The 20,794-nt window shown below is 64.2% G+C and carries 18 protein-coding genes; 8 read left to right on the top strand and 10 right to left on the bottom strand.

Going from position 1 to position 20,794, the window contains the following annotated elements; all coding sequences use genetic code 11:
• From EOA78_RS28895 to EOA78_RS28875, 5 genes are all read right to left on the bottom strand, one after another.
• The coding region (locus tag EOA78_RS28895; RefSeq protein ID WP_127318403.1) for a 3-hydroxyacyl-CoA dehydrogenase NAD-binding domain-containing protein at nucleotides 1–1,945 on the bottom strand (1,945 nt) is incomplete at its 3' end.
• A gap of 120 nt (nucleotides 1,946–2,065) precedes the next feature.
• Nucleotides 2,066–3,013 carry an ABC transporter permease gene (locus EOA78_RS28890; protein WP_127318401.1) on the bottom strand — a complete coding sequence of 316 codons (948 nt, stop codon included), beginning with the start codon at nucleotides 3,011–3,013 and terminating at the stop codon, nucleotides 2,066–2,068.
• Nucleotides 3,014–3,016: 3 nt separating this feature from the next.
• Nucleotides 3,017–3,997 (bottom strand): ABC transporter permease, encoded by a 981-nt coding sequence (locus EOA78_RS28885; RefSeq protein WP_127318399.1) that lies wholly within the window; start codon nucleotides 3,995–3,997, stop codon nucleotides 3,017–3,019.
• 1 nt (nucleotide 3,998) lies between these two features.
• On the bottom strand, nucleotides 3,999–5,468 hold the full coding sequence (locus EOA78_RS28880) for a sugar ABC transporter ATP-binding protein (protein WP_127318397.1): 1,470 nt from the start codon (nucleotides 5,466–5,468) through the stop codon (nucleotides 3,999–4,001).
• A gap of 45 nt (nucleotides 5,469–5,513) precedes the next feature.
• Entirely contained in the window at nucleotides 5,514–6,527 is a 1,014-nt protein-coding gene (locus tag EOA78_RS28875; RefSeq protein WP_127318395.1) for a substrate-binding domain-containing protein, read from the bottom strand.
• A gap of 200 nt (nucleotides 6,528–6,727) precedes the next feature.
• On the opposite strand from EOA78_RS28875, the gene EOA78_RS28870 reads away from it, so the two are divergent.
• The 6 genes from EOA78_RS28870 to EOA78_RS28845 all read left to right on the top strand — a co-directional run bounded on the left by EOA78_RS28870 (nucleotide 6,728) and on the right by EOA78_RS28845 (nucleotide 14,488).
• Nucleotides 6,728–9,184: a glucan 1,4-alpha-glucosidase gene (locus tag EOA78_RS28870; protein ID WP_127318393.1), complete on the top strand. Its 2,457-nt coding sequence runs from the start codon at nucleotides 6,728–6,730 to the stop codon at nucleotides 9,182–9,184.
• Between the two features lie 41 nt (nucleotides 9,185–9,225).
• Entirely contained in the window at nucleotides 9,226–10,242 is a 1,017-nt protein-coding gene (gene gnd, locus EOA78_RS28865; RefSeq protein ID WP_127318391.1) for a phosphogluconate dehydrogenase (NAD(+)-dependent, decarboxylating), read from the top strand.
• A gap of 16 nt (nucleotides 10,243–10,258) precedes the next feature.
• Entirely contained in the window at nucleotides 10,259–11,635 is a 1,377-nt protein-coding gene (gene zwf / locus EOA78_RS28860) for a glucose-6-phosphate dehydrogenase (RefSeq protein WP_127318389.1), read from the top strand.
• A gap of 16 nt (nucleotides 11,636–11,651) precedes the next feature.
• On the top strand, nucleotides 11,652–12,356 hold the full coding sequence (locus tag EOA78_RS28855; protein ID WP_127318387.1) for an ROK family protein: 705 nt from the start codon (nucleotides 11,652–11,654) through the stop codon (nucleotides 12,354–12,356).
• Between the two features lie 146 nt (nucleotides 12,357–12,502).
• Nucleotides 12,503–12,964 carry a MucR family transcriptional regulator gene (locus tag EOA78_RS28850; protein WP_127318385.1) on the top strand — a complete coding sequence of 154 codons (462 nt, stop codon included), beginning with the start codon at nucleotides 12,503–12,505 and terminating at the stop codon, nucleotides 12,962–12,964.
• A gap of 285 nt (nucleotides 12,965–13,249) precedes the next feature.
• Nucleotides 13,250–14,488 carry an MFS transporter gene (locus EOA78_RS28845; protein ID WP_127318383.1) on the top strand — a complete coding sequence of 413 codons (1,239 nt, stop codon included), beginning with the start codon at nucleotides 13,250–13,252 and terminating at the stop codon, nucleotides 14,486–14,488.
• 42 nt (nucleotides 14,489–14,530) lie between these two features.
• On the opposite strand, the gene EOA78_RS28840 is transcribed toward EOA78_RS28845, so the two are convergent.
• The gene (locus tag EOA78_RS28840) at nucleotides 14,531–15,133 is read right to left on the bottom strand and encodes a TetR/AcrR family transcriptional regulator (protein ID WP_127318381.1); all 603 of its coding nucleotides are present in this window, start codon (nucleotides 15,131–15,133) and stop codon (nucleotides 14,531–14,533) included.
• A gap of 220 nt (nucleotides 15,134–15,353) precedes the next feature.
• On the opposite strand from EOA78_RS28840, the gene EOA78_RS28835 reads away from it, so the two are divergent.
• A complete protein-coding gene (locus EOA78_RS28835) occupies nucleotides 15,354–15,704 on the top strand; it encodes a hypothetical protein (protein ID WP_127318379.1) in 351 nt (116 codons plus the stop codon).
• A 92-nt stretch (nucleotides 15,705–15,796) separates the two neighbouring features.
• Entirely contained in the window at nucleotides 15,797–16,612 is an 816-nt protein-coding gene (locus EOA78_RS28830; RefSeq protein WP_127318377.1) for an oxidoreductase, read from the top strand.
• 237 nt (nucleotides 16,613–16,849) lie between these two features.
• Here the strand turns inward: EOA78_RS28830 and EOA78_RS28825 are convergent, their stop codons facing one another.
• The 4 genes from EOA78_RS28825 to EOA78_RS28810 form a co-directional block, all read right to left on the bottom strand.
• The gene (locus EOA78_RS28825; RefSeq protein WP_127318375.1) at nucleotides 16,850–17,566 is read right to left on the bottom strand and encodes a glutamine amidotransferase; all 717 of its coding nucleotides are present in this window, start codon (nucleotides 17,564–17,566) and stop codon (nucleotides 16,850–16,852) included.
• An 11-nt stretch (nucleotides 17,567–17,577) separates the two neighbouring features.
• A complete protein-coding gene (locus EOA78_RS28820; RefSeq protein WP_127318373.1) occupies nucleotides 17,578–18,057 on the bottom strand; it encodes a TerB family tellurite resistance protein in 480 nt (159 codons plus the stop codon).
• Nucleotides 18,058–18,102: 45 nt separating this feature from the next.
• Nucleotides 18,103–19,707, bottom strand: a complete 1,605-nt coding sequence (locus EOA78_RS28815) for a heme biosynthesis protein HemY (RefSeq protein ID WP_127318371.1) — start codon at nucleotides 19,705–19,707, stop codon at nucleotides 18,103–18,105.
• A gap of 10 nt (nucleotides 19,708–19,717) precedes the next feature.
• The coding region (locus EOA78_RS28810) for a COG4223 family protein (protein WP_127318369.1) at nucleotides 19,718–20,794 on the bottom strand (1,077 nt) is incomplete at its 5' end.

Here is a 20,794-nt window from a genome sequence, read left to right as displayed (position 1 = left end):
CTTCGAGGCCCGCCCAGAACATCGGCCCGCCCTTGCCCACCGGAAAGCCGTAGCCGTTTACCCAGACGACATCGATATCGGAGGCGCGGGCAGCTATCCCTTCCTCGAGGATCTTCGCCCCCTCATTGATCATCGGATAGAGCGCCCGCTCGATGATCTCGTCAGCGCCGATCGCGCGCGGCGCGATGCCCTTCTCGGCAGCCTTGTCGCGGATTAGCGCTTCGACCTCGGGATTGGGAGCCGGTGTACGCGAGCCGTTCTCGTAGAGATAAAAGCCTCTGCCGGTTTTTTGGCCGAAATGCCCCTGTTCGCACAGCGTGTCGGCGATCATTGCCGTCTCGCCGCGTGCCTTGCGGTTGCGCCAGCCTATGTCGAGGCCGGCGAGATCACCCATCTGGAACGGCCCCATCGGCCAGCCGAAATCGGTGAACACCCGGTCGATCTGCTGTGGCGTTGCACCTTCCAGCAAAAGCGCCTCGGATTCCGTGCCCCGCGCGGCCAGCATGCGGTTGCCGACGAAGCCATGACAGACGCCGACCACGACCGGCACCTTGCCGATCCGTCGCGCCAGTTCGACGATTGTCGCCAGCACATCGGGCGCGGTCTTCTCGGCGCGCACGATTTCCAACAGCTTCATGACGTTGGCCGGCGAAAAGAAATGCATGCCGACGACATCCTGCGGGCGCGAGGTCGAGGCGGCGATTTCGTTGACGTCGAGATAGGAGGTGTTGGTGGCCAGGATCGCGCCTGGTTTGGCCACCGCGTCGAGCCTGCCGAACACATCCTTCTTGATCGCCATCTCCTCGAACACCGCCTCGACGATCAGGTCGCAATCGACGAGGTCGGCATAGTCGATAGAACCCTTGAACAGGGCGAGCCGCTGCTGTTTGACCTCTTCGCTGAGCGAGCCGCGGCTGACCGACACGGCGTAGTTCTTGTCGATCATCGCCAGCCCGCGTTGCAGCGCTTCCTGCGTCGCCTCCAGCACGGTGACGGAGAAACCGCCATTGGCCAACGCGATGGCAATGCCGCCGCCCATGGTGCCGGCGCCGATGACGCCGACCCGCGCGATCTTGCGCCTGACGATATCCTTGCCGGCTACCTTCGCCGCCTCCCGCTCGGCGAAGAACAGATGACGCTGGGCGCGCGACTGGTCGCCTGCAACGAGCTTGACGAACAGTTCGCGTTCCGCCGCCAGCGCTTCTTCGAACGGCAGGGCGATGGCGTTGCGAACCGACTGAGCGCAGGCGATCGGTGCTTCGAGGCCGCGCGCCTTTTGGGCGAGTTCCGCCGCTTGCCTGTCGAATGCAGGCAATTCGGCCTGGTCGAGCCGGCCATCCCGTTCGCGCACTGGCGTGAACGGTCCACCCTTGCCAGCCATTTCGCTGGCGAAAGGAACCGCCTGTGCGGTCAGGGCGCCGTCGAAGACGGCGTCGATCAGGCCGGCGGCAAGCGCCTCGGCCGCGCCGATCGGCGTTCCCGAAACGATCATGCTGAGCGCCTTGAGCGGTCCGACGAGGCGCGGCAGCCGAACAGTGCCGCCTCCGCCGGGCAGCAGGCCGAGCTTGACCTCCGGCAAGCCGAGCTTGGCCTGGCTGTCGGCAATGCGGAAATGGCAGCCGAGTGCCAGTTCCAGGCCGCCACCGAGCGCCGTGCCGTGAATGGCGGCGACCGTCGGCTTGGCGATGGTTTCCAGCACGGCAATGATGGCGCGCAGATCCGGCTGCTGCACCGGCTTGCCGAACTCGGTGATGTCGGCGCCGGCGACGAAGGTCCGCCCGGCGCAGGCGATAACGATGGCCGCAACCGAGGGCTCGTCCCGCAAGGAAACAAGCACCTGCATCAGCGGCTCGCGAACATGGAAGCTCAGCGCGTTGACCGGCGGATTGTCGATGGTCACGACCGCGACGCCGCCGTCCCTTGTAACGCTCACGAAATTGGACACGCAAACCTCTCGCAATGATGTCGTCCGACAACGCGACGGGATTTACAGGGCCGATGCCCGGAAGGGAACCCGACGTTTTCCGGCTGGCTCTCGTCAGGACCGGCTGACACTGACGCTACTTCAGCGCAACGCCTTCTGGCCGCCGGCGGCGGCTATGACGCCGACGATGATCAGTCCGGTCAGCAGCAGACGGACGCCGGCGCTGACGCCGAACGTGTTGAGCATGGTCAAGAGCAGCACCAGGAACAGGGCCGCGCCCCAGACACCCGGCACGTTGGCCTTGCCACCCGCCACCGACGTGCCGCCGATGACGACGACGGCGATCGAGGCCAGCAGATACTCGTTGCCGATATCGACATTGGCGCCGCGGAAATAGCCGGCGAGCAACGCGCCGTCGAGGCCGCCGAGCGCGCCCGACAGCGTGTAGGTGAGGAAGCGGATGCGGCCGACATTGACGCCGGCCAGCCATGCGGCGCGGATGTTCTGGCCGATCGCCAGCACAGAACGGCCATAGATCATGCGCTGCAGCGCGATCGCAGCGCCGATGGTGAACAGCACGGTGAGCATCGCCAGCACCGGAATGCCAAGAATCTGCCAGTTGGTGAAATTGGCAAAGCCCGGCGGCGGCTTGATCTGCAAACCGCGGCCATAGCTGATGTCGATCGACTGGATGATGAAGCTCGCCGACAATGTGGCGATGATCGGCGGAATGCGCAGCGCCCAGATCAAGAGATAATTGGCGGCGCCGACGGTCATGCCGCAGGCTACCGCCGCCAGCAGCCCGACAGCGGTCATCGCATCATTCCCGTCCATCACCTTCATGGCGACGGCGCTGGCGAGGCCGATATTGGCCGGCAGCGACAGGTCGACATTGCCTGGTCCGAGCGTGATGACGAACATCTGGCCGACACCGACGATGACGGTGAAGACGGCCAGAGAAAGTGCCGCCGTGATCATGCCGCCGCCGCCATATCCGCCGGTGAATGTGATCGTCGCCAACCACACCAGCAGCGCGCCGATGAAGGACCAGATCCAGGGTTTGGCGAGCAGCAATCGCAACGATGCCATCGCTCATCTCTCCCTGCGGCTGATCAGCACCCGGGCCGCCAGCACGATGATGAGGATGGCGCCATTGGCGGCAACCTGCCAATCGGGCGGGATGTGCATGAAGGTCAGCAGCGGCGAGGCGGCGAGTGCCAGCGTCAGCGCCCCGATCACCGCGCCGATCGGCGACACTCGGCCGCCGACGAATTCGCCGCCGCCGAGGATGACGCCGGCGATCGCAAGCAGCGTGTACCCATTGCCGATATTGGCGTCGGCCGAGGTGGTGATGCCGATCAGGGCCATGCCGGATAGCACCCCGAACAGGCCAGCCAGTGCGAACAGCACGACCTTGGTCTTGAGCAGCGACCAGCCGGCGCGTTCGAGTGCGGCGGCATTGCCGCCTGATCCGCGCAGGATCACGCCATAGGAGGTGCGCATCAGCCCGAAATGGACGACCCCCGCGATCAGCAGCGCCGCAATGATCGGAAAGGGGATGAGAGGCGGCTTGAAGGCCATGAGCGACAGCAGCCAGTCCGGCGCTTTGCCGCCGGGCTTCGGCAGGAGGAGGATGGCCAGACCCTGCCAGACAAAGCTCATGCCGAGCGTCACGACGATTGAAGGCAAATTGCGCAGATAGATCAGCGCGCCGAGCAGTGCATAGACGCCGATCGATCCGAGCAGGATCAAGACGCCGACCAGCGGCGCGTCCTTCAGCCAAGTCGCCGTGACGCAGCCGACGAAGCCGACGAAGGTGCCGATCGACAGGTCCAGCTCGTTGCCGGCAATAACGAACATCTGCGCAATCGTCGCCAAGGCGATCGGGATCGCCAAATTGAGCATCAGGCTGAAGCCGAAATAGCTGATGGCGCGCGGATTGAGCCAGGCGATCGCCAGCAGCACCAGCACGAGCGACAATGCCGGCAGCAGCCCGCGCAACAAGCGCGCCCGCGCCAGCCTGCCGCGCTCGGAGGAACCTTTGAGGCCAGTCTCGACGGGTGCTGCCGTCATCTCAGGCCGCGTCGCCGAACGAGGACTGTATGATCTTTTCCTCCGTCAGCTCGTCGCGCGTAAGATTAGCGACGATCCGGCCGTTCTTGAAGACATAGACGTTGTGGCAATTGTCGAGCTCTTCGGTTTCCGTGGTGTACCAGAGGAAGGTGCGGCCGCGGCCAGCCTCTTTGCGCACGAGGTCGTAGACTTCGAGCTTGGTGCCGATATCGACGCCGCGCATCGGGTCGTCCATCAGCACGATCTTCGCATCGGAACCGAGCGCCCGGGCAAACAGGGCCTTCTGCTGGTTGCCGCCGGACAGCGAGAAGATGTTGTTGTTCATGTCGGGCGTGCGGATGCCGATTTTCCCGCGCCAGAAGTCGGCGAGCTCGGCTTCGCGTTGCGGCGAGATCAGCAGACCATTGCGCAATCGCGTCAGCGAGCGGATGCCGATGTTTTGCGCGATCGACCATTGCGGAAAAATCCCGTCAGACTGGCGGTCGCCGGCCACCAGCGCCACCGGCGCGGTGACCTCGATGCCGGTTTTGGCGCGCGCCGCGGCGGCGAAGATCGCCAGCAGCAGGTCGGTTTGTCCATGGCCGGCAAGCCCGGCAAGGCCGATGATCTCGCCCGCATGCGCCACAAGTTCGTTGCCGTCCTCTTGCCGCGCCGGGCGGGCTCGGACCCGCAACGGGCCGGTCTCCGGCTTCTGGGTCGCGATTTTGGCGGCGATCTTCTCACGCGCTTCCGCTCCACCCATGGTCGTCACCAGCCTGTCGCGATCGAAAGCTTTCGCCGCATCCGACGCAACGACCTTGCCGTCGCGCATTACCACGATGCGGTCGGCGTTCCCGAGCACCTCGCCCAGAACATGCGAGATCAGGATGCAGCTCTTACCCGCGGCGACAAAGCGCCGGACGAAGGCCAGCAACTGGCCGGCCGTATGCGCGTCGAGCGAGGACGTCGGCTCGTCGAGGATGACCAGCTCGAGCGGATCCTGCGTCACCGTGAAGGCACGCGCCACCTCGACCATCTGCCGCCTGCCGATGGAAAGGTCGCTGGCGATGTCGGAGGCGGAGATGCTGTGGCCCGGGAATATCTCGTCGAGCTTGGCTGCGATCAGATCGGCCGCCTTGCGCCGCCAACCGAGCCCGCGCAGCGTCGTGTGGTTGATGCGCGTGTTCTCGGCGACGCTGAGATTCGGGCACAGCGACAGCTCCTGGAACACGCAGCGTATGCCGAGCTGTTGCGCGCGCGGCACCGAATAATTGTCCTCGGCATGGCCGCGCACCGCGATCCGCCCGCTGTCGGGCACGAGCGTGCCCGCCACCATATGCATGAGCGTCGACTTTCCAGCGCCATTATGGCCGACGAGGCCGACGCACTCGCCGGCGCCAACGTGGAAATCGACGCCGGCGAGCGCTCTGACGGCGCCGAAATGTTTTTCGGCGCCGTCCAGGCTGACGATGTCTGCGTTACCTCTAGGCATCCCTAGCGACATCCGGTTGGCGATGCAGCTGGCAACGTGCCACGCTCACTTGATGTTGGCTTTGATGGCCGCGATGGCGTCGTCCTGCGTGTATTCGTGACTGGCGACACCACCCTTGGGGATGTTCGGCAGCTCCGCCTCGAAAGTATCCTGGGTGAAGGCGAGGTATGGCACCAAGAGATCATGTGGCACATCCGTGCGGCCGTCGAGCACCTGCTGCGCCACCCAGAAGGCCAGCGACGATACGCCTGGCGCAATGGATGCCGACCAGGTCTCGTAGCCGTCCTTGTCCTTCTGTTCCTTCCACCATTGCAGCTCATCCTGCCGATTGCCCATGATGATGGTCGGGCGCGGTTTGCCGGCGGCGGCAAAGGCTTGTGCCGCGCCATAGCCGTCGCCGCCCTGATCGACGACGCCGACGATTTCAGGCAGCGACGGCAGGATTGTCGCGACAGCCTTCTGTGCTGTGGTCTGATCCCAGTCGCCGGTCACCGAACCGACGATCTTGAACTTGGGATGAGCGGCGACGCCTTCCAGAATCCCGGCATGGATGGCGTCGTCGATCGACGTGCCGGCAAGGCCGCGGATTTCCAGCAGATTGCCGCCCTCGGGATGGAACTTGGCCATCTGCTCGACTTCCTGCATGCCCATGTCCTTGAAGTCGACGACCACGCGATAAGCGCAGGGCTCGGTAACGATGCCGTCAAAGGAGACGACGACGATGCCGGCATCGCAGGCCTGCTTGATGGCGCCGTTGAGCGCGTCCGGCGAGGCGGCGTTGATGACGATGGCGTCATAGCCTTGCAGGATCAGGTTCTGCACCTGGGCCGCCTGGGTCGGCACTTCCTTGTCGGCCGTCGTGAAGATGTCCGCGGCTGCCACCACCCCGTCGGCGACCGCCTTCTTGGTGACGATGGCATAGCTGTTGAGCATCGCCTGTCGCCACGAATTACCGGCATAATTGTTGGAAAAGGCGATCTTCTTGTCGCTGGTGTCGGCAAGCGCGTTGCCTGACGCGAGCATCGCCGCAAGGGCGCTCAAGACGAGTATCTTCTTCATGTGTTATCCTCCCATGGATTGCTGATCGTTGTTGGCTGCTGGTGGCTGTTATGACGACCCTCGTTCAATTTTGTCAGACAAATTTAGATGGGCGCACTTGTCAACAGCGATCGGTGACGGTTTGACGATCAACTTGCGGTGCAATGATTGAATAGGCTTCGGCTCCTGGTCTAGGGGTGGGGCAGGAGACCGAAATCGAGATGGCAGCGACGCCGACTGATGCGCTGGGCGCACCCGGAATTCCGGCGCGCTGGACGTCAAGCGCCAAGAGCGGCGTCGGAACCGCGCTTTCTCCGGCCTGCCCTATCTGGTTCACGATCAGCCACGGCATTCTCAACGAGGTCTATTATCCCCGCCTCGACAGCGCCTGCACCCGCGACATGGGCCTGGTCGTCACCGGCCCCGGCGGCTATTTCTCGGAAGAAAAGCGCGATGCCGTGCACAGCGTCGAGCCGTTCGAGGATGGAGCGCCCGCCTACAGGCTGGTCAACACCGCCGCCGACCGCACCTACCGGATCGAAAAGCGTATCATCACGGATACGCAACGTCCCGTTTTGCTGCAGGAAATCAGCTTCACGCTGCTGAGAGGCCCGGTTGCCGACCACCGCGTCTACGCACTGCTGGCACCGCACCTCGTCAACGCCGGCATGGGCAACACCGCCTGGGTCGGCGACTACGAGGGAAAGCCTGTCCTTTTTGCGACCGGGCGTCGCGTCTGCCTGGCGCTCGCCTCGTCGCTGCCCTGGGGAGCATGCTCGGCCGGCTATGTCGGTGTCTCCGACGGCTGGCAGCAACTGCGTCGTGACGGCCGGCTCGACCCGGCCTGCCGCAGGGCCGAAGACGGCAATGTCGCGCTGACCGGAGAGATCGGCTTTTCGGCTGTGAACCCAAAGGCCTTGCTGGCCCTGGGTTTCGGAACGACGCCGCAAGAGGCGGCGGAAAATGCCTCGGCCAGCCTGAAGCGGGGTTTTGAGCCCGCAGCCAAATCCTATGTCAAGAAATGGCGGGATTGGCAGGCTAGCTTGCTGCCGCTGGACCGGCATGTAGCAGGGATCAACACCTATCGCGTCAGCACAGCGGTTCTGGCGACGCACCGGTCATCCGACGGAGCAGCCGTCGCCAGCCTGTCGATCCCATGGGGCTTCAGCATGGGCGACGACGATCTCGGCGGCTATCATCTGGTCTGGCCGCGCGATCTGGTCGAAACCGCAGGCGGCTTCCTGGCCGCCGGCGATCCGGCGCAAGCGCTTGCGATCCTCGCCTATCTCCGCTCTATCCAGCAGCCGGATGGGCATTGGCCGCAGAACGCCTGGCTCGACGGATCAGCCTATTGGCCCGGCATCCAGATGGACGAATGCGCCTTTCCATTGCTGCTCGCCGACGCGCTCCGCCGCGCAAGGCACCTGGCAGACGCCGCGTTGCTCTCCTTCATGCCGATGATCGAGCGCGCCGCTTCCTATGTCGTGCGCAACGGTCCCGTCACCGGCGAAGACCGCTGGGAAGAGGATGCCGGCTACAGTCCGTTCACGCTCGCCGTCGAGATCGCAGCACTGCTCGCCGCGGCGGACATGTTCGACGTTTGCGGCAAAGAAGAGCCGGCAAACTATTTGCGTGAAACCGCCGACGTCTGGAACGACCAGATCGAGCGCTGGACCTATGTCACCGGCACTCCACTCGGGGAAGAGGTCGGCGTCGCGGGCTACTACGTTCGCATCGCGCCGCCCGACACCGCCGGTGCGGCGTCGCCGAAAGGCGGCTATGTGCCGATCAAGAACCGGCCGCCCGGCGATACCGACCGGCCGGCCGAGGCGATCGTCAGCCCGGATGCGCTGGCCCTAGTCCGCTTCGGCCTCAGGGCCGCCGGCGATCCGCGCATCGTCGACACCGTCAAGGTCATCGATGCACGGCTGCGCTGCGACCTGCCGCAGGGGCCCGTCTGGTATCGCTATATCGGCGACGGCTATGGCGAACATGCCGACGGCGCGCCGTTCGACGGGACCGGCCAGGGCCGACCCTGGCCGCTGCTGGTCGGCGAGCGCGCCCATTACGAACTGGCGGCCGGCCGCAAGGACAAGGCGGCGAGCCTGCTGAAGACGTTTGAAGGCTCGGCCGGGGCTGGCGGCCTGCTGCCGGAGCAGGTCTGGGATGGTCCCGACATGCCGGAACGCGAACTGCGGCACGGCGGACCATCGGGCAGCGCCATGCCGCTGGTCTGGGCGCATTCGGAGCACATCAAGCTGCTGCGTTCGCTCAGCGACGGCGCGGTCTTCGACATACCGCCGCAAGGCGTGAAGCGCTACATTGAGGACAGGACCGTGGCGCCGCGACGGACATGGCGCTTCAACCACAAGGTCCGCACTATGCCCGCCGGCAAGCTGCTGCGCGTCGAACTGCTGGCCCGGGCGGTGGTGCATTGGAGCAGCGACAATTGGGCGACCGTCCATGACGCCGAGACGACCGAGAATGCCTTCGGCATCCATCTCACGGACCTGCCCGTTGCCGATGTACCGTCGGGCAATACGATCGTCTTTACTTTTTTCTGGTCCGATGCCGGCTGTTGGGAGAAGGTCGACTTTTCCATCGGTATCGACAAGCTGGACGAACATGATCCCGAAAAGTGGGAACCGGTTTTCGGAAAAGATCATGTTCAAATATGAGCCAGTAGATCTTCTATCCCTCAAGAACCAGGACGAGAAACATGCAGATCGGAATGATGGGACTGGGCAGGATGGGCGCCAACATGGTGCGGCGCCTGCTGCGCGCTGGCCACGAATGCGTGGTCTATGACATCAACCCGGCCAGCGTCGCCGCCCTTGTGACAGCTGGCGCGATCGGAGCGGCTTCGATGGAGGAGTTCGTCGGCAAGCTGACCAAGCCGCGTAGCGCCTGGCTGATGCTGCCGGCGGCGATCACCAGCCGGATCGTCGACCAGGTGGCCGACCTGATGGAGCCGGGCGACATCATCATCGACGGCGGCAATTCCTATTATCACGAGGCTGTCGACCACGCAGCGCGCCTGGCATTGAAAGGCTTGAACTACGTCGATGTCGGCACCAGCGGCGGCGTCTGGGGCCTCGAACGCGGCTATTGCCTGATGATCGGCGGCCCCGACAGCGCGGTCCAGCATCTCGACCCGGTCTTCGCCACGCTGGCGCCGGGCGCCGACGCCGGAGGGCCCGCCCCCGGCAAGGACGCAGGAACGGCCCCCTTCGGCTATCTCCACTGCGGACCGAGCGGCGCCGGCCATTTCGTTAAGATGGTCCACAACGGCATCGAGTACGGCGTCATGGCCGCCTATGCCGAGGGCATGAACATCCTGAAGTCGGCAAATGCGGGCAAGAGACAGCGGACGGCCGACGCTGAAACCAGTCCATTGGAAAATCCGCAATACTACCAGTTCGACATCGATATCGCAGAGGTGGCCGAGGTCTGGCGGCATGGCAGCGTCATCGGCTCCTGGCTGCTCGACCTCACGGCCGGCGCGTTGAAGGCCGACTCGGCCCTGACGCAGTTCGGCGGACGAGTCTCGGATTCAGGCGAAGGCCGCTGGACCTTGAAGGCGGCGATCGACACCGGCGTGCCGGCGCCGGTTCTGTCCTCGGCCCTGTTCGACCGCTTCTCCTCGCAAGGCGAATCCGAATTCGCCGACAAGCTGCTGTCCGCCATGCGCTATGCCTTTGGCGGCCATGTCGAAAAGCCGAAGACCGCCTCGTGACAGAGAAGGCACGCTCATGAACCAGGAACGGTCCGACACGCTGGTGCTTTTCGGGGCGACCGGCGATCTCGCCCACAAGAAGATATTCCCGGCACTTTACACCATGGTCGCCAAGGGAACGTTGACCGAGCCGGTGATCGGCGTCGCTTTCGACGCCTGGGACGTGAAGCAGTTGCAGGCGCGCGCCCGCGACGGCATCGTCAAGGCCATCGGCAAGGTCGACGAAAAGATCTTCGCGAAACTTGCGTCACTGCTTCGTTATGTCAGCGGCGACTACCGTAGCGCCGCAACCTTCGAGAAGCTGAAAAGCGCGCTGGGAACCGCACAGCACCCGCTGCATTATCTGGCGGTGCCGCCGACCATGTTCGAGACCGTCATCCAGGGGCTGGAACAGTCGAGCGCGGCCCAGGGCGCGCGCCTGATGGTGGAAAAGCCGTTCGGCCACGATCTGCAATCGGCGCGCTGGCTGAACCGGGTCCTGCACCTGGTGTTCGAAGAGCAGTCGATCTTTCGCATCGACCATTATCTCGGCAAGGAGGCGATCCAGAACCTGCTCTATTTTCGCTTTGCCAATTCCTTTCTCGAGCCGATCTGGAACCGCAATTTCGTCGAGAGCGTGCAGATAACCATGGCCGAGGATTTCGGCGTCGAAGGCCGCGGCCGCTTCTATGACGAGGTCGGCTGCATCCGCGACGTCATCGAGAACCATCTGCTCAACATCCTGCTGCTGCTTGCCATGGAGCCGCCCGTTGGCCGCTCGGCCGACGATCTGATCGACGAGAAGGTGCAGGTGCTGCGGGCGATCCGGACGCTGACCAAGGACGATGTCGTGCGCGGCCAATTCAAGGGCTATCTCCGCGAGCCGGGCGTCGCGCCGAATTCGCCGGTCGAGACCTTTGCGGCGGTGCGGTTTTTCGTCGACACCTGGCGCTGGCAGGACGTGCCCTTCTTCATCCGCGCCGGCAAATCAATGCCGGTGCACGCCACCGAGGTCATCGTCCGGCTGAAGCGGCCGCCGCTTAATGTCTTCGACCCGATCAAGCCCGACGACGCCAACTACGTGCGCTTCCGCATCGACCCGCAGGTGGCGATCTCGATCGCCGCCCAGCGCAAGGCCGCCGGTGACGACATGATCGGCGAGCAGGTCGAACTCACCGCGCTTGACGACAGCAAGGGCGACATGCCGCCCTATGAGCGGCTGATCGGCGATGCCATGAACGGCAACGGCCAGTTGTTCACCCGTCAGGATGCCAGCGAGCTCGCCTGGCGGATCGTTGGCCCGGTGCTTGGCGACACCACGCCGCCTCAGCTCTATGAGCCGGGGACATGGGGCCCTGCCGATGCGATGGCCGGATTCGGACCGCCGAACGGCTGGATCAATCCGGCGAAATGAACTCGAGAGGGACGCCATGGCCAAAGCAGCGAAGAAGCCGGCACCGGACAGCGAAAAGATCGTGCTTGCGATCGATATTGGCGGCTCCCATGTCAAGATCCTCACCAGCGTCGGCGGCGAGGAGCGCAGAACGGATTCCGGACCCGGCCTGACGCCGCAGCAGATGATCGCGGCCGTGCAGACGCTCGCCGATGGCTGGCCCTATGATGTCATCTCGATGGGTTATCCCGGCCCGGTGCACCACAACAAGCCGCTGACCGACCCTGCCAATCTCGGCAAGGGCTGGGTCGGATGCGACTTCGCAACGCAGTTCGGCAAGCCGGTGAAGGTGGTCAACGACGCGCTGATGCAGGCCATCGGCAGCTACGAGGGCGGGCGCATGCTGTTCCTCGGCCTCGGGACGGGGCTCGGTGCTGCGATTATTGTCGACAATGTCGCCCAGCCGATGGAACTCGCGCATCTTCCCTACAAGAAGGGCGGCAGTTTCGAGGATTATGTCGGCGAACGCGGCCTTGAAAAGCGCGGCAAGAAGAAATGGCGCAAACACGTGTTCGACGTCGTCGAGCGGCTGCGCGCCGCCATGCAGCCTGACTATGTGGTCATCGGCGGCGGCAATGTCGACAAACTGGACGAATTGCCTGCCGGTTGCAGGCGCGGCGACAACACACGCGCCTTCGAAGGTGGATTTCGACTGTGGCGCGACAAATCCCTGATTGTCTGATATTATGGGGGTTTAGGGCCAGACCTGTTGATCTGGCGCGGCCGTTAGTATTGTTATTCAAATAATGTGTGGCGTGGTGCGGCGTCATTGCGTTACGCAGATTTGCCGACTAGGAATTCTGCGACCCCACTAACGGAGAGAATAGATTGACCGACGACAGCAACAAAGCCCGCAAGGACATCGACCTTCTCGAGCTGACCGCTCACATCGTGTCCGCTTACGTCGAGAAGAACCGCTTGCCCGCTTCCGGCCTTGGCGATCTCATCGCCAGCGTCAGCGCGTCGATAGGTGGGCTCGGACAACCCGCCGCTCCGGTGGCAGCGCCGCTGGTCCCCGCGGTCAACCCCAAGAAATCGGTGACGCCGGATTACATCATCTGCCTCGAAGACGGCAAGAAGTTCAAATCCCTGAAGCGCCATATCGGCGTTCATTTCGGGCTGACGCCGGATGCCTATCGCGCCAAATGGGGCTTGGCGGCCGACTATCCGATGGTCGCCCCCACCTATGCGGCCTCGCGCTCGGAGTTGGCGAAGGCGATCGGCCTTGGCCGCAAGGCCGCCCCGCCGGCGCCGGTCAAGAAGACCAGGAAGCCCAAGGCCACGGTCTGACGCGTTCGAAGCCGGCAAACGGAAGCCTCGAAGATTGGCGGGACAGCGCCCCCTCTGTCCGGCGGGACAGAGGGGCGCGCGGGGGAACTCAACCTGCGCGCCTATTAACCTCTCCACCTCCGCCGAGCTGTGCAATTAGCATGGTAGCCCCGAAAATCCTTGATCCAGAGCCGATTTTCGCGCGCGCCTCGCACCGAACTGCGCTAAAAGCGCTGTGGTCGGACCAGCGCCCTTCGTGGAAGAGCCCCGCCGGCCGATACACATTCTCGCCGGGGCCATTCACAAATGACAGCCGAACAGACACCGCCCGACCGGCGCTATGCCGCCTTCCGGCACAAACCCTTCCTGAGCTATTGGGCGGCGCGCTTCCTCGCCACATTCGCCACCCAGATCGTATCCGTCGCCGTCGGCTGGCAGGTGTACGACCTGACCCGCGATCCGTTCGACCTCGGCCTTGTCGGCATTGTCCAGTTCCTGCCTTCGCTGCTGCTGGTGCTGGTCACCGGGGTGGTCGCCGACCGTTTCGGCCGCCGGCTGATCATGGCGCTGATGGTGCTGCTGGAGGCGATCTGCGCGTTGGCGCTGCTGCTGCTGACGCTGCGCGGCCTTAGCGGACCGGGATTGATCTTCGGCGTGCTCGCCATGTTCGGCATCGCGCGTGCCTTCTTCGGACCGGCCGCGGCGTCGCTGTTCGCCAACCTCGTGCCGCCAGAGGATTTCGGCAACGCGATCGCCTGGAATTCGTCAGCCTGGCAGACGGCGACCATCGTCGGACCGGTCGCCGGCGGCCTGCTCTACGGGCTTTCGGCGCAAGCGGCATACGGCACCGCAGCCGTTCTGATGTTTGTCGCCGCAGTGTTGGTCTTCAGCATCCCGAAGCCTGCCCAGCGCAGCGAGACCGACAGGCCGACGATGCAGACCCTGTTTGCCGGCTTCGGCTATATCTGGAGCGAAAAGATCGTGCTCGGCGCCATTTCGCTCGATCTGTTCGCCGTGCTTTTGTCCGGCGCCACGGCACTGCTGCCGGTCTATGCGCGCGACATCCTCGAACTCGGCCCATGGGGCTTGGGACTGTTGCGTTCGGCGCCGGGCATCGGCGCCATCTGCGTTGCCATCTGGCTGGCCGGACATCCGATCCGCAATCATGCCGGCGTTGTCATGCTCGGCTTCGTCGCGCTGTTCGGCGCCTTTACCGTGCTGTTCGGCCTCTCCACCATCACCTGGCTGTCGATCGCAGCGCTCGCCTTGCTCGGCGCCACCGATATGTTCAGCGTCTATATCCGCGAGACGCTGATCCAGCTGTGGACGCCGGACAAGCTGCGCGGCCGCGTCAACGCGGTCAATCAGGTTTTCGTCGGCGCCTCCAACGAGCTCGGCGAATTCCGCGCCGGCACCATGGCGGCATTGATCGGCACCGTGCCCGCGGTGGTGATCGGCGGCGTCGGCGCAGTCGCGGTCGCCGGGCTGTGGGCGGTGCTGTTCCCGCAGCTGCGCAAGGTGCGCCAACTAAACGGTCGAAACTGATCCAGGGCATACTGATCCAGGCGCGGGCCCGCCGGAATCCAGTCAGTTCTCCAACCCTTCGAGCAGCGTGAGGAGGGCGGCGTCGAGCGGATTTGGGCCGACTTTTTCGGGCAGGAACAAACCTTCCATAATCAACATGGTGATGCCATGGACTTGCGACCAACAGGCTGCCGCGCGACCCCGCACGTCGCGCTTGCGCAGCACGCCCTCGGCCTCGCCCCGCTCCAGCAATGCGATCACCACGCCAAGCGGTGCGAGCGCCCTCTCGCTCAGATGCACGTCCGCTGCCTTGCCTGCCTCCGCGCTGAACATGAGCCGGTAGAGGCCCGGATTTGACGTTCCAAACCGAACATAGGCCCGGCCGACGGCGAGAAATTCGTCCCGCCAGGAATTTGCCCCTCTTGGCTTTGCCGTCGACATCGCCTCATGCAGCCTGTCGAATCCCAGCAGCGCCATTTCGGCAAGCAGGGCGGCCTTATCCGGAAAGTGCTTGTAGGGAGCGGCATGGCTGACGCCGGCACGGCGCGCCACTTCCCTCAGAGTGAACTGCCAGCCCTTTTCCTCGTGCAGCATGGCCATGGCGGTCTCGATGATCGCGTGCCTCAGATTTCCGTGGTGGTAGGGACGATCGGTGGCTTCTTGCATGTTGGCTCACAATGTTATCATCAGAAACATTGTTGACATTGCCTACTTTCGAGCTTATGTCAATGCCTGCAAGTTAACGCTGTCAACATTGGAGCCCGCTATGAACACCGTTGCAAATAAAGTCGGAACCCGCCTCGCCCTTACGCATCAGCGTGCGCAATCGGCGCATCCTGCCCTCCCGGACCGGCCGAGAGCGGCACACTCCAAACGGAGCCTCGCGATGATCAACCTCATCGGTGGTGTGGTGGCATTCGGCCTGACCGCGTCTCCGCTGCATGCCGGTGAGCTGTCGGCCATGGCGGGGGAGAGTATCCGTATCGGTGGCCTTCATGGCGTCCTCTACTACACCAACGACAATGACGGCTATCGGGTGATCGCAACGATGGCGGATGGTGAGGCCGGGGCTCCGGTGCGCTTCTCGGCCACCCTCTCCGAAGGGCAGTCGGCCACCATATCGGTGCCGGGAAAATTGGGCGAACCCGACCAAAGCCTCGAGATGTCGCGCTCCGGCGACAAGCTTACCGTCACCGAGGTGGGATCCGACCAGAAAACTGGGGCCATTGCCGAGTAATGGCTTCACCAGGTCGCCGGGGCGTGCGCCACATTTCCATTTGTGCGCACGCCTGCAGCCGGTAATCCAGCACAAAGAAAGAAGTGATTTCCATGAACAAGACCAATCTTGGCGTCGCCCTGGTGACGGGCGCATCCACCGGCATCGGCCACGCAACGGCCAAAGCCCTGCAGAATGCCGGCTTTCGCGTGTTCGGAACCAGCCGTCGCGCGGTCGCCGAACGATCCGACGGCATTACCATGCTGACCTGCGACGTGACCGATGACGCGTCCGTGGCGAAACTGGTCGACGACGTTCTGGCCGAGGCCGGGCGTATTGATCTGCTCGTCAACAATGCCGGCATGGGTTTGCTTGGCGGCGCGGAGGAGTCCTCGATGGCCCAGGCTCAGTCGTTGTTCGCCGTGAACGTCTTCGGCGTTTTCCGCGTGACCAACGCGGTGTTGCCCACAATGCGCCGCCAAGGAAACGGCAGGATCGTCAATTTGAGCTCGGTGCAGGGGTTCATCCCAGCTCCCTATTTCGCGCTTTATGCATCGACCAAACATGCCGTTGAAGGCTATTCCGAATCGCTTGACCACGAACTGCGCCCGTTCGGAGTTCGCGTCGTGCTGGTCGAGCCCGCCTATACCCGTACGTCATTTGAAGAAAATCTCGCCAGGCCGGACCAGTTGCTTGATATCTATGGTTCTGCGCGCGCTGGCATGAATGTAGCCGTGCGGAAGGCGATGGAAAAAGGCGATGCGCCCGAAGTGGTAGCCAAGACCGTTTTGGCGGCTGCGACAGATCCCGCTCCGAAGAGGCGCTATGCGGCGGGAAAAATGGCGCGCCAGGTCAGGTTCCTGCGCCGTTTCGTCCCTGCATCCGCATTCGACAAAAGCCTGCGAAAGCAGCTCGGGCTGCCGCTCTGACGTCCACGTCAACGACTGCTGCTTCGGTCGAACCGGCATGCCACGGCAGGCTGTTGTCGCTCGGTTCACCGCTTCGGCAGGCAGACCTTGCCGCCCGGTGGGCTGACGAAACTCTCATTGTCGGTTCCGGCGGTGGCGGGACTTGGATTCGGTGGCACGAATCCGGACACCTGAAGCCACAGCGCCTCGTCCCCAAAAACGGCGATACAAAATTAGATCAATAGTTTGCGTTTATGATCAGGACAGCGCCGGCTTGCCGAAAATCGTCTGCAGGAATTCGCCGAGCCAGCGCTTCAGATGCATGTCCCAGATTAGCCGGCCGCCGAGATGGTCGCGGCCGGGCTGCGCGCCGGGCAGTTCGAAGCGATGCGCGCCGCGAACGACCCAGCGCTGCATCATCGCCCTGGTCAATTCGCCATGGAACTGGATGCCCCAGGCATTGTCGCCATAACGAAAGGCCTGGTTGGGATAGGTCTCATTCGTCGCCAGCAGCGTCGCGTCCTTCGGCAGCGAAAAGCCCTCGCGGTGAAACTGGTAGACCATCTCCGGCCAGTGCATCAGTTTCTTGCCGTCCTCGGTCGCTTTCAGCGGATACCAGCCGATCTCGACCAGTCCCTCGCCATGACCCTCGACCCTGCCGCCAAGATGGTTGACCAGCATCTGCGCACCCAGGCAGATGCCGAGCAACGGCCGGTTCTCCCTGAGCGGAACTTTCAGCCAGTCGGTCTCGCGGCGGACGAAGTCGTCCTGGTCATTGGCGCTCATCGGTCCGCCGAACACCACGGTTCCGGCATGACCGTCCAGTGTTTCCGGCAAGGCGTCGCCGAGCGGCGGGCAGCGGAGATCGAGGTCGAACCCCTCTTCAATAAGCATGTGGCCGACGCGCCCGGGGCTCGAACTCTCCTGATGCAGCACGATCAGGATTTTTGGTCTCGGCCTCGGCGCGGTTGGCATGGGTATCCTGTCTATTCGTCGCTCGACGTTCCAATGGCGCCCGGCGCTTCGGCGGCCGCCTTGCGGCGTGCCTCGACGCGGTCGTGGCGTTCGACATCCATCAGCTCGGCGACCCGCCAGACGATATTGTCCTCGAGTTCGTGCAATTCGCCATCGGCATAGACGATCTCCCACATCAGGCCGATGAAGGCTTTTCGCGCGTCGGGATCGAGCTGACGTTTCAAAACACTGGTGAAGGCGTAGAGGTCGATCGCCTCGTTGTCGGCCCGCTCTCCGGCAGCGGCAAGCGCGTCGAGCTCGTCGCCGCTGATCGAATAGCTTTGCGCCAGCACCGCCTTGAACCGCTCCCATTCGGCATCCTGACGCACGCCGTCGGCACTCATCACATGGTAGAGAAGGGCGGATGCGGCAACGCGCGGATCATCGGCGTTGTTGCGGGCGCTGCCGGCTGCCGGCAGGTCATTCAGAAACGACAGAACGCGTTCGAACATGTGATTCCTACTTCCCATCGGCCAAAACTATCAAGCTCAGCCGAATCAAAACAATCTAAACTTGCGTGGTGATTTCTGGTCTTCGTCGTCCGGATCGACGCCGGGATCGTCGGGCAGCCGGGCCAGTTGTTCCTCCGTCGATTCGACAGCTTCGGCATCCGGCGGCACCGCGGCAAACGCCGTGGCGTTGACCGGCGCAACATCGTCTTCGCCACTTTCCGAGGCCGCCGCGGCGGTCGGTCTTTCGGCCGAACCATCGGGGTTCAGCTCGATCACATTTTCTTTTGCCGGCTCGATGGGCGCCGCAATCGTCGGCACTGCGGCGTCCGGCGCGTCCTCTTCACTGTCGATGAGCTGGCCGAGCCGCTCCATCGGCGCCCGCCACTCGAAGGCGTCGAGCTTGCCGGTGATCGGCGACACCGGCGCCCAGCGTTCGGAGACGACGCCGTCGGCAACCCAGGCCGGATCGCGCGGTGCACGCACTGCCTTGGACAAAAGCTGCCGCACCTTGCCCTGATCGTTGGTCTCGGCCTCCTCGATGTCGGCCAGAAGCAGATAGGCGCCTTCGCGGCGATCCATGCGAATGGCCGCCTCGGCCTCTTTGCGGGCGGTTGAAAAGTCCTGCGCGTCGAGTGCGGCGCGCGCCACCGCCAGCGACGATTCGGCGTGGTTCTTCTTCATCTCCTGCAGCTTCTTCGCCCGGTTCAGGCGGTCGAGCACGGCATCGCCCGGCCGGGCGTGGGTGTAAAGTTCGGCGATCTCCGGATGCGGCTCGGCTTTCCACGCCGCTTCCAGTATCTTCGCGCCCTTGCGCACCTCATTCTGTCTGAACAGGAGTTTGGCTGCGATCACCGCCGCCGGCGCGAAATCCGGCCGCAGCCGGTTGGCCTCGAGAGCAGCGGTTTTGGCGGCGTTGGGATCGCTGTCGATCAGCGCCTGCGCCTTGGCAGTGAGCAGCACGGCGCGACGCCGGTTGGCGGCGTCGCGTTCGATCTGGCGCGTCGACTTCTGCGCCTCGACCAGTTTCAGCGCGCCGTCCCAGTCGCCGCGCCCGGTCAGTTCTTCAAGCGTCGATTCGGCGGCCCAGGCCAGCTGCGGCGCCATCGCGGCGGCGCGGCCGGCATAGTGCCGCGCCGCGTTGCGATCGCCGAGGCGCTCGGCCTCGAGATAGAGCCCGCGCAGGCCGAGCAGCCGCATTTCGGGATCGTCGAGCATGGTCTCGAACTTTTCGCGGGCACCCTCATGGTCGCCTTCGAGCAGCGAGGCTTGCGCCTCGAGCAGGTGGATCAGCGGCTCCTGGTCGGAGCGAATGAGCTTTGCCGCTTCCTTGGTCTTCTTGCGGGCGAGCGCTCCGTCACCGGCGCCGGCGGCGATCATGCCGGTCGACAGCGCCTGATAGCCACGGTCGCGACGGCGCACGCGGAAATAGCGCGATATGGTGTAGGGGCTGTTCCACAGCGCCTTGAGCAGCCACCAGACGATCATCACCGCGGCGACCACGGCGACAACCGCCACCGCCGCCACCATCAGGCTGACCTGGTATTGATAGCCGCTGAAGGTGACGACCATCTCGCCCGGCCGGTCGGCCAGCCAGGCGAAACCCAGCCCGAGCACGAAAACGACGGCGAGGAAAAGCAGAATGCGAATCATCGGGTTTTCCTCACGCCTTCATCGCACCTGATATCAGCACGTCGAGCTGCTTCTCGACCTCGAGTCGCGCCTTCAGTTTGCCGGCAAAATCGGCGCCGGCAGCCTTCACCGCCTCGGGCAGCGTATCGTATTCGCTGAGCGCCTTGGCGTAGTCGCCCTGGTTGACCGCCACTTCCATGCGGGCGACGGCTTCCGGTGCCCCGGCGCCTTCGACGGCACCGATCGGCCGGACCTTGACCAGCGATTCGGCGCTCGACAGCAGGTTTTGCAGGAAACCGGCATTCTGGTCGACGGGCTCGGAGGCAGCGACCATGGCATTGGCCGCGGCGGGCATTTCGGCGGCGATCTCAGCCCGGGTCGGAACGCCCTTCTGGGCGTAGCTACGCAAGGTCGCGAGCTCCGGCGCATCGGGTGAAATCGCCGCAAAGGTTTCGAGTTCGGCCGCGAAAGGCGCACCGCGGTCGAGTGCTGCCTTCAGCGCCGATGCGGCAATGGCGAGCGCGATCTTCGGTTGCGCCGCCTGTGCCTCGACCTTGCCGGAAAGCTGCGACACCGACTGTTCCAGCGCCGCAAGCCGGCCTTCCTGCGCTTTCGCCGTCTCGCCGGCGGACTTCACCAGTGCGTCGAGCCCGGCCAGCTTTTCGTTGAGCGGGCCGAGATCGACCGGCGCCGTGTTGCCGGCCTGGCCAAGGGCAGCGACCGCCGTCTCGATCTGCCTGACCTTGTCGCCGAGTGCCGCAAGCCCGGCAGTATCGCCTGCTCCGCCCTGCTCGACCGCCGATTTCAGCGCAGCGACATCCGTCTTGACCTGATCCAGGGCCGACGACAGCCCGTCCACCTTGGCCGATGAATCATTGTTGCCGGCTGTATCCTTGAGCCCGGCGATCTCGCTCTTTAGCGAAGCGATTTCGCCATTGATGCCATCGAGCGATACGCCGCCCGAGGAGACCTCGCCAGCCCCTGGCGCGCCGAGCAAGCCGGCAAACTGCAGCCCTCCGGCGGCGGCGAGCGCGATGACGCCGCCGATAATGCCGGCAGCGATGCCGTTGATGCCGCCACGCTTCGGCTGCGCCATGTATTCATTCCC

The sequence above is a fragment of the Mesorhizobium sp. M5C.F.Cr.IN.023.01.1.1 genome, assembly GCF_003997585.1.
GTDB classification, from domain to species: Bacteria; Pseudomonadota; Alphaproteobacteria; order Rhizobiales; family Rhizobiaceae; genus Mesorhizobium; species Mesorhizobium wenxiniae.
The sequence above is the reverse complement of the archived record's forward strand: the minus strand, read 5'-3'. Positions and strand labels throughout refer to the sequence as shown.

Coding starts and splice junctions, on each gene's coding strand:
- EOA78_RS28855 (WP_127318387.1), top strand. CDS start 11,652: ATGGCCAAAGCAGCGAAGAAGCCGGCACCGGACAGCGAAAAGATCGTG.
- EOA78_RS28840 (WP_127318381.1), bottom strand. CDS start 15,133: ATGCAAGAAGCCACCGATCGTCCCTACCACCACGGAAATCTGAGGCAC.
- zwf (WP_127318389.1), top strand. CDS start 10,259: ATGAACCAGGAACGGTCCGACACGCTGGTGCTTTTCGGGGCGACCGGC.
- EOA78_RS28825 (WP_127318375.1), bottom strand. CDS start 17,566: ATGCCAACCGCGCCGAGGCCGAGACCAAAAATCCTGATCGTGCTGCAT.
- EOA78_RS28870 (WP_127318393.1), top strand. CDS start 6,728: ATGGCAGCGACGCCGACTGATGCGCTGGGCGCACCCGGAATTCCGGCG.
- EOA78_RS28815 (WP_127318371.1), bottom strand. CDS start 19,707: ATGATTCGCATTCTGCTTTTCCTCGCCGTCGTTTTCGTGCTCGGGCTG.
- EOA78_RS28885 (WP_127318399.1), bottom strand. CDS start 3,997: ATGACGGCAGCACCCGTCGAGACTGGCCTCAAAGGTTCCTCCGAGCGC.
- gnd (WP_127318391.1), top strand. CDS start 9,226: ATGCAGATCGGAATGATGGGACTGGGCAGGATGGGCGCCAACATGGTG.
- EOA78_RS28820 (WP_127318373.1), bottom strand. CDS start 18,057: ATGTTCGAACGCGTTCTGTCGTTTCTGAATGACCTGCCGGCAGCCGGC.
- EOA78_RS28845 (WP_127318383.1), top strand. CDS start 13,250: ATGACAGCCGAACAGACACCGCCCGACCGGCGCTATGCCGCCTTCCGG.
- EOA78_RS28890 (WP_127318401.1), bottom strand. CDS start 3,013: ATGGCATCGTTGCGATTGCTGCTCGCCAAACCCTGGATCTGGTCCTTC.
- EOA78_RS28875 (WP_127318395.1), bottom strand. CDS start 6,527: ATGAAGAAGATACTCGTCTTGAGCGCCCTTGCGGCGATGCTCGCGTCA.
- EOA78_RS28835 (WP_127318379.1), top strand. CDS start 15,354: ATGATCAACCTCATCGGTGGTGTGGTGGCATTCGGCCTGACCGCGTCT.
- EOA78_RS28880 (WP_127318397.1), bottom strand. CDS start 5,468: ATGCCTAGAGGTAACGCAGACATCGTCAGCCTGGACGGCGCCGAAAAA.
- EOA78_RS28830 (WP_127318377.1), top strand. CDS start 15,797: ATGAACAAGACCAATCTTGGCGTCGCCCTGGTGACGGGCGCATCCACC.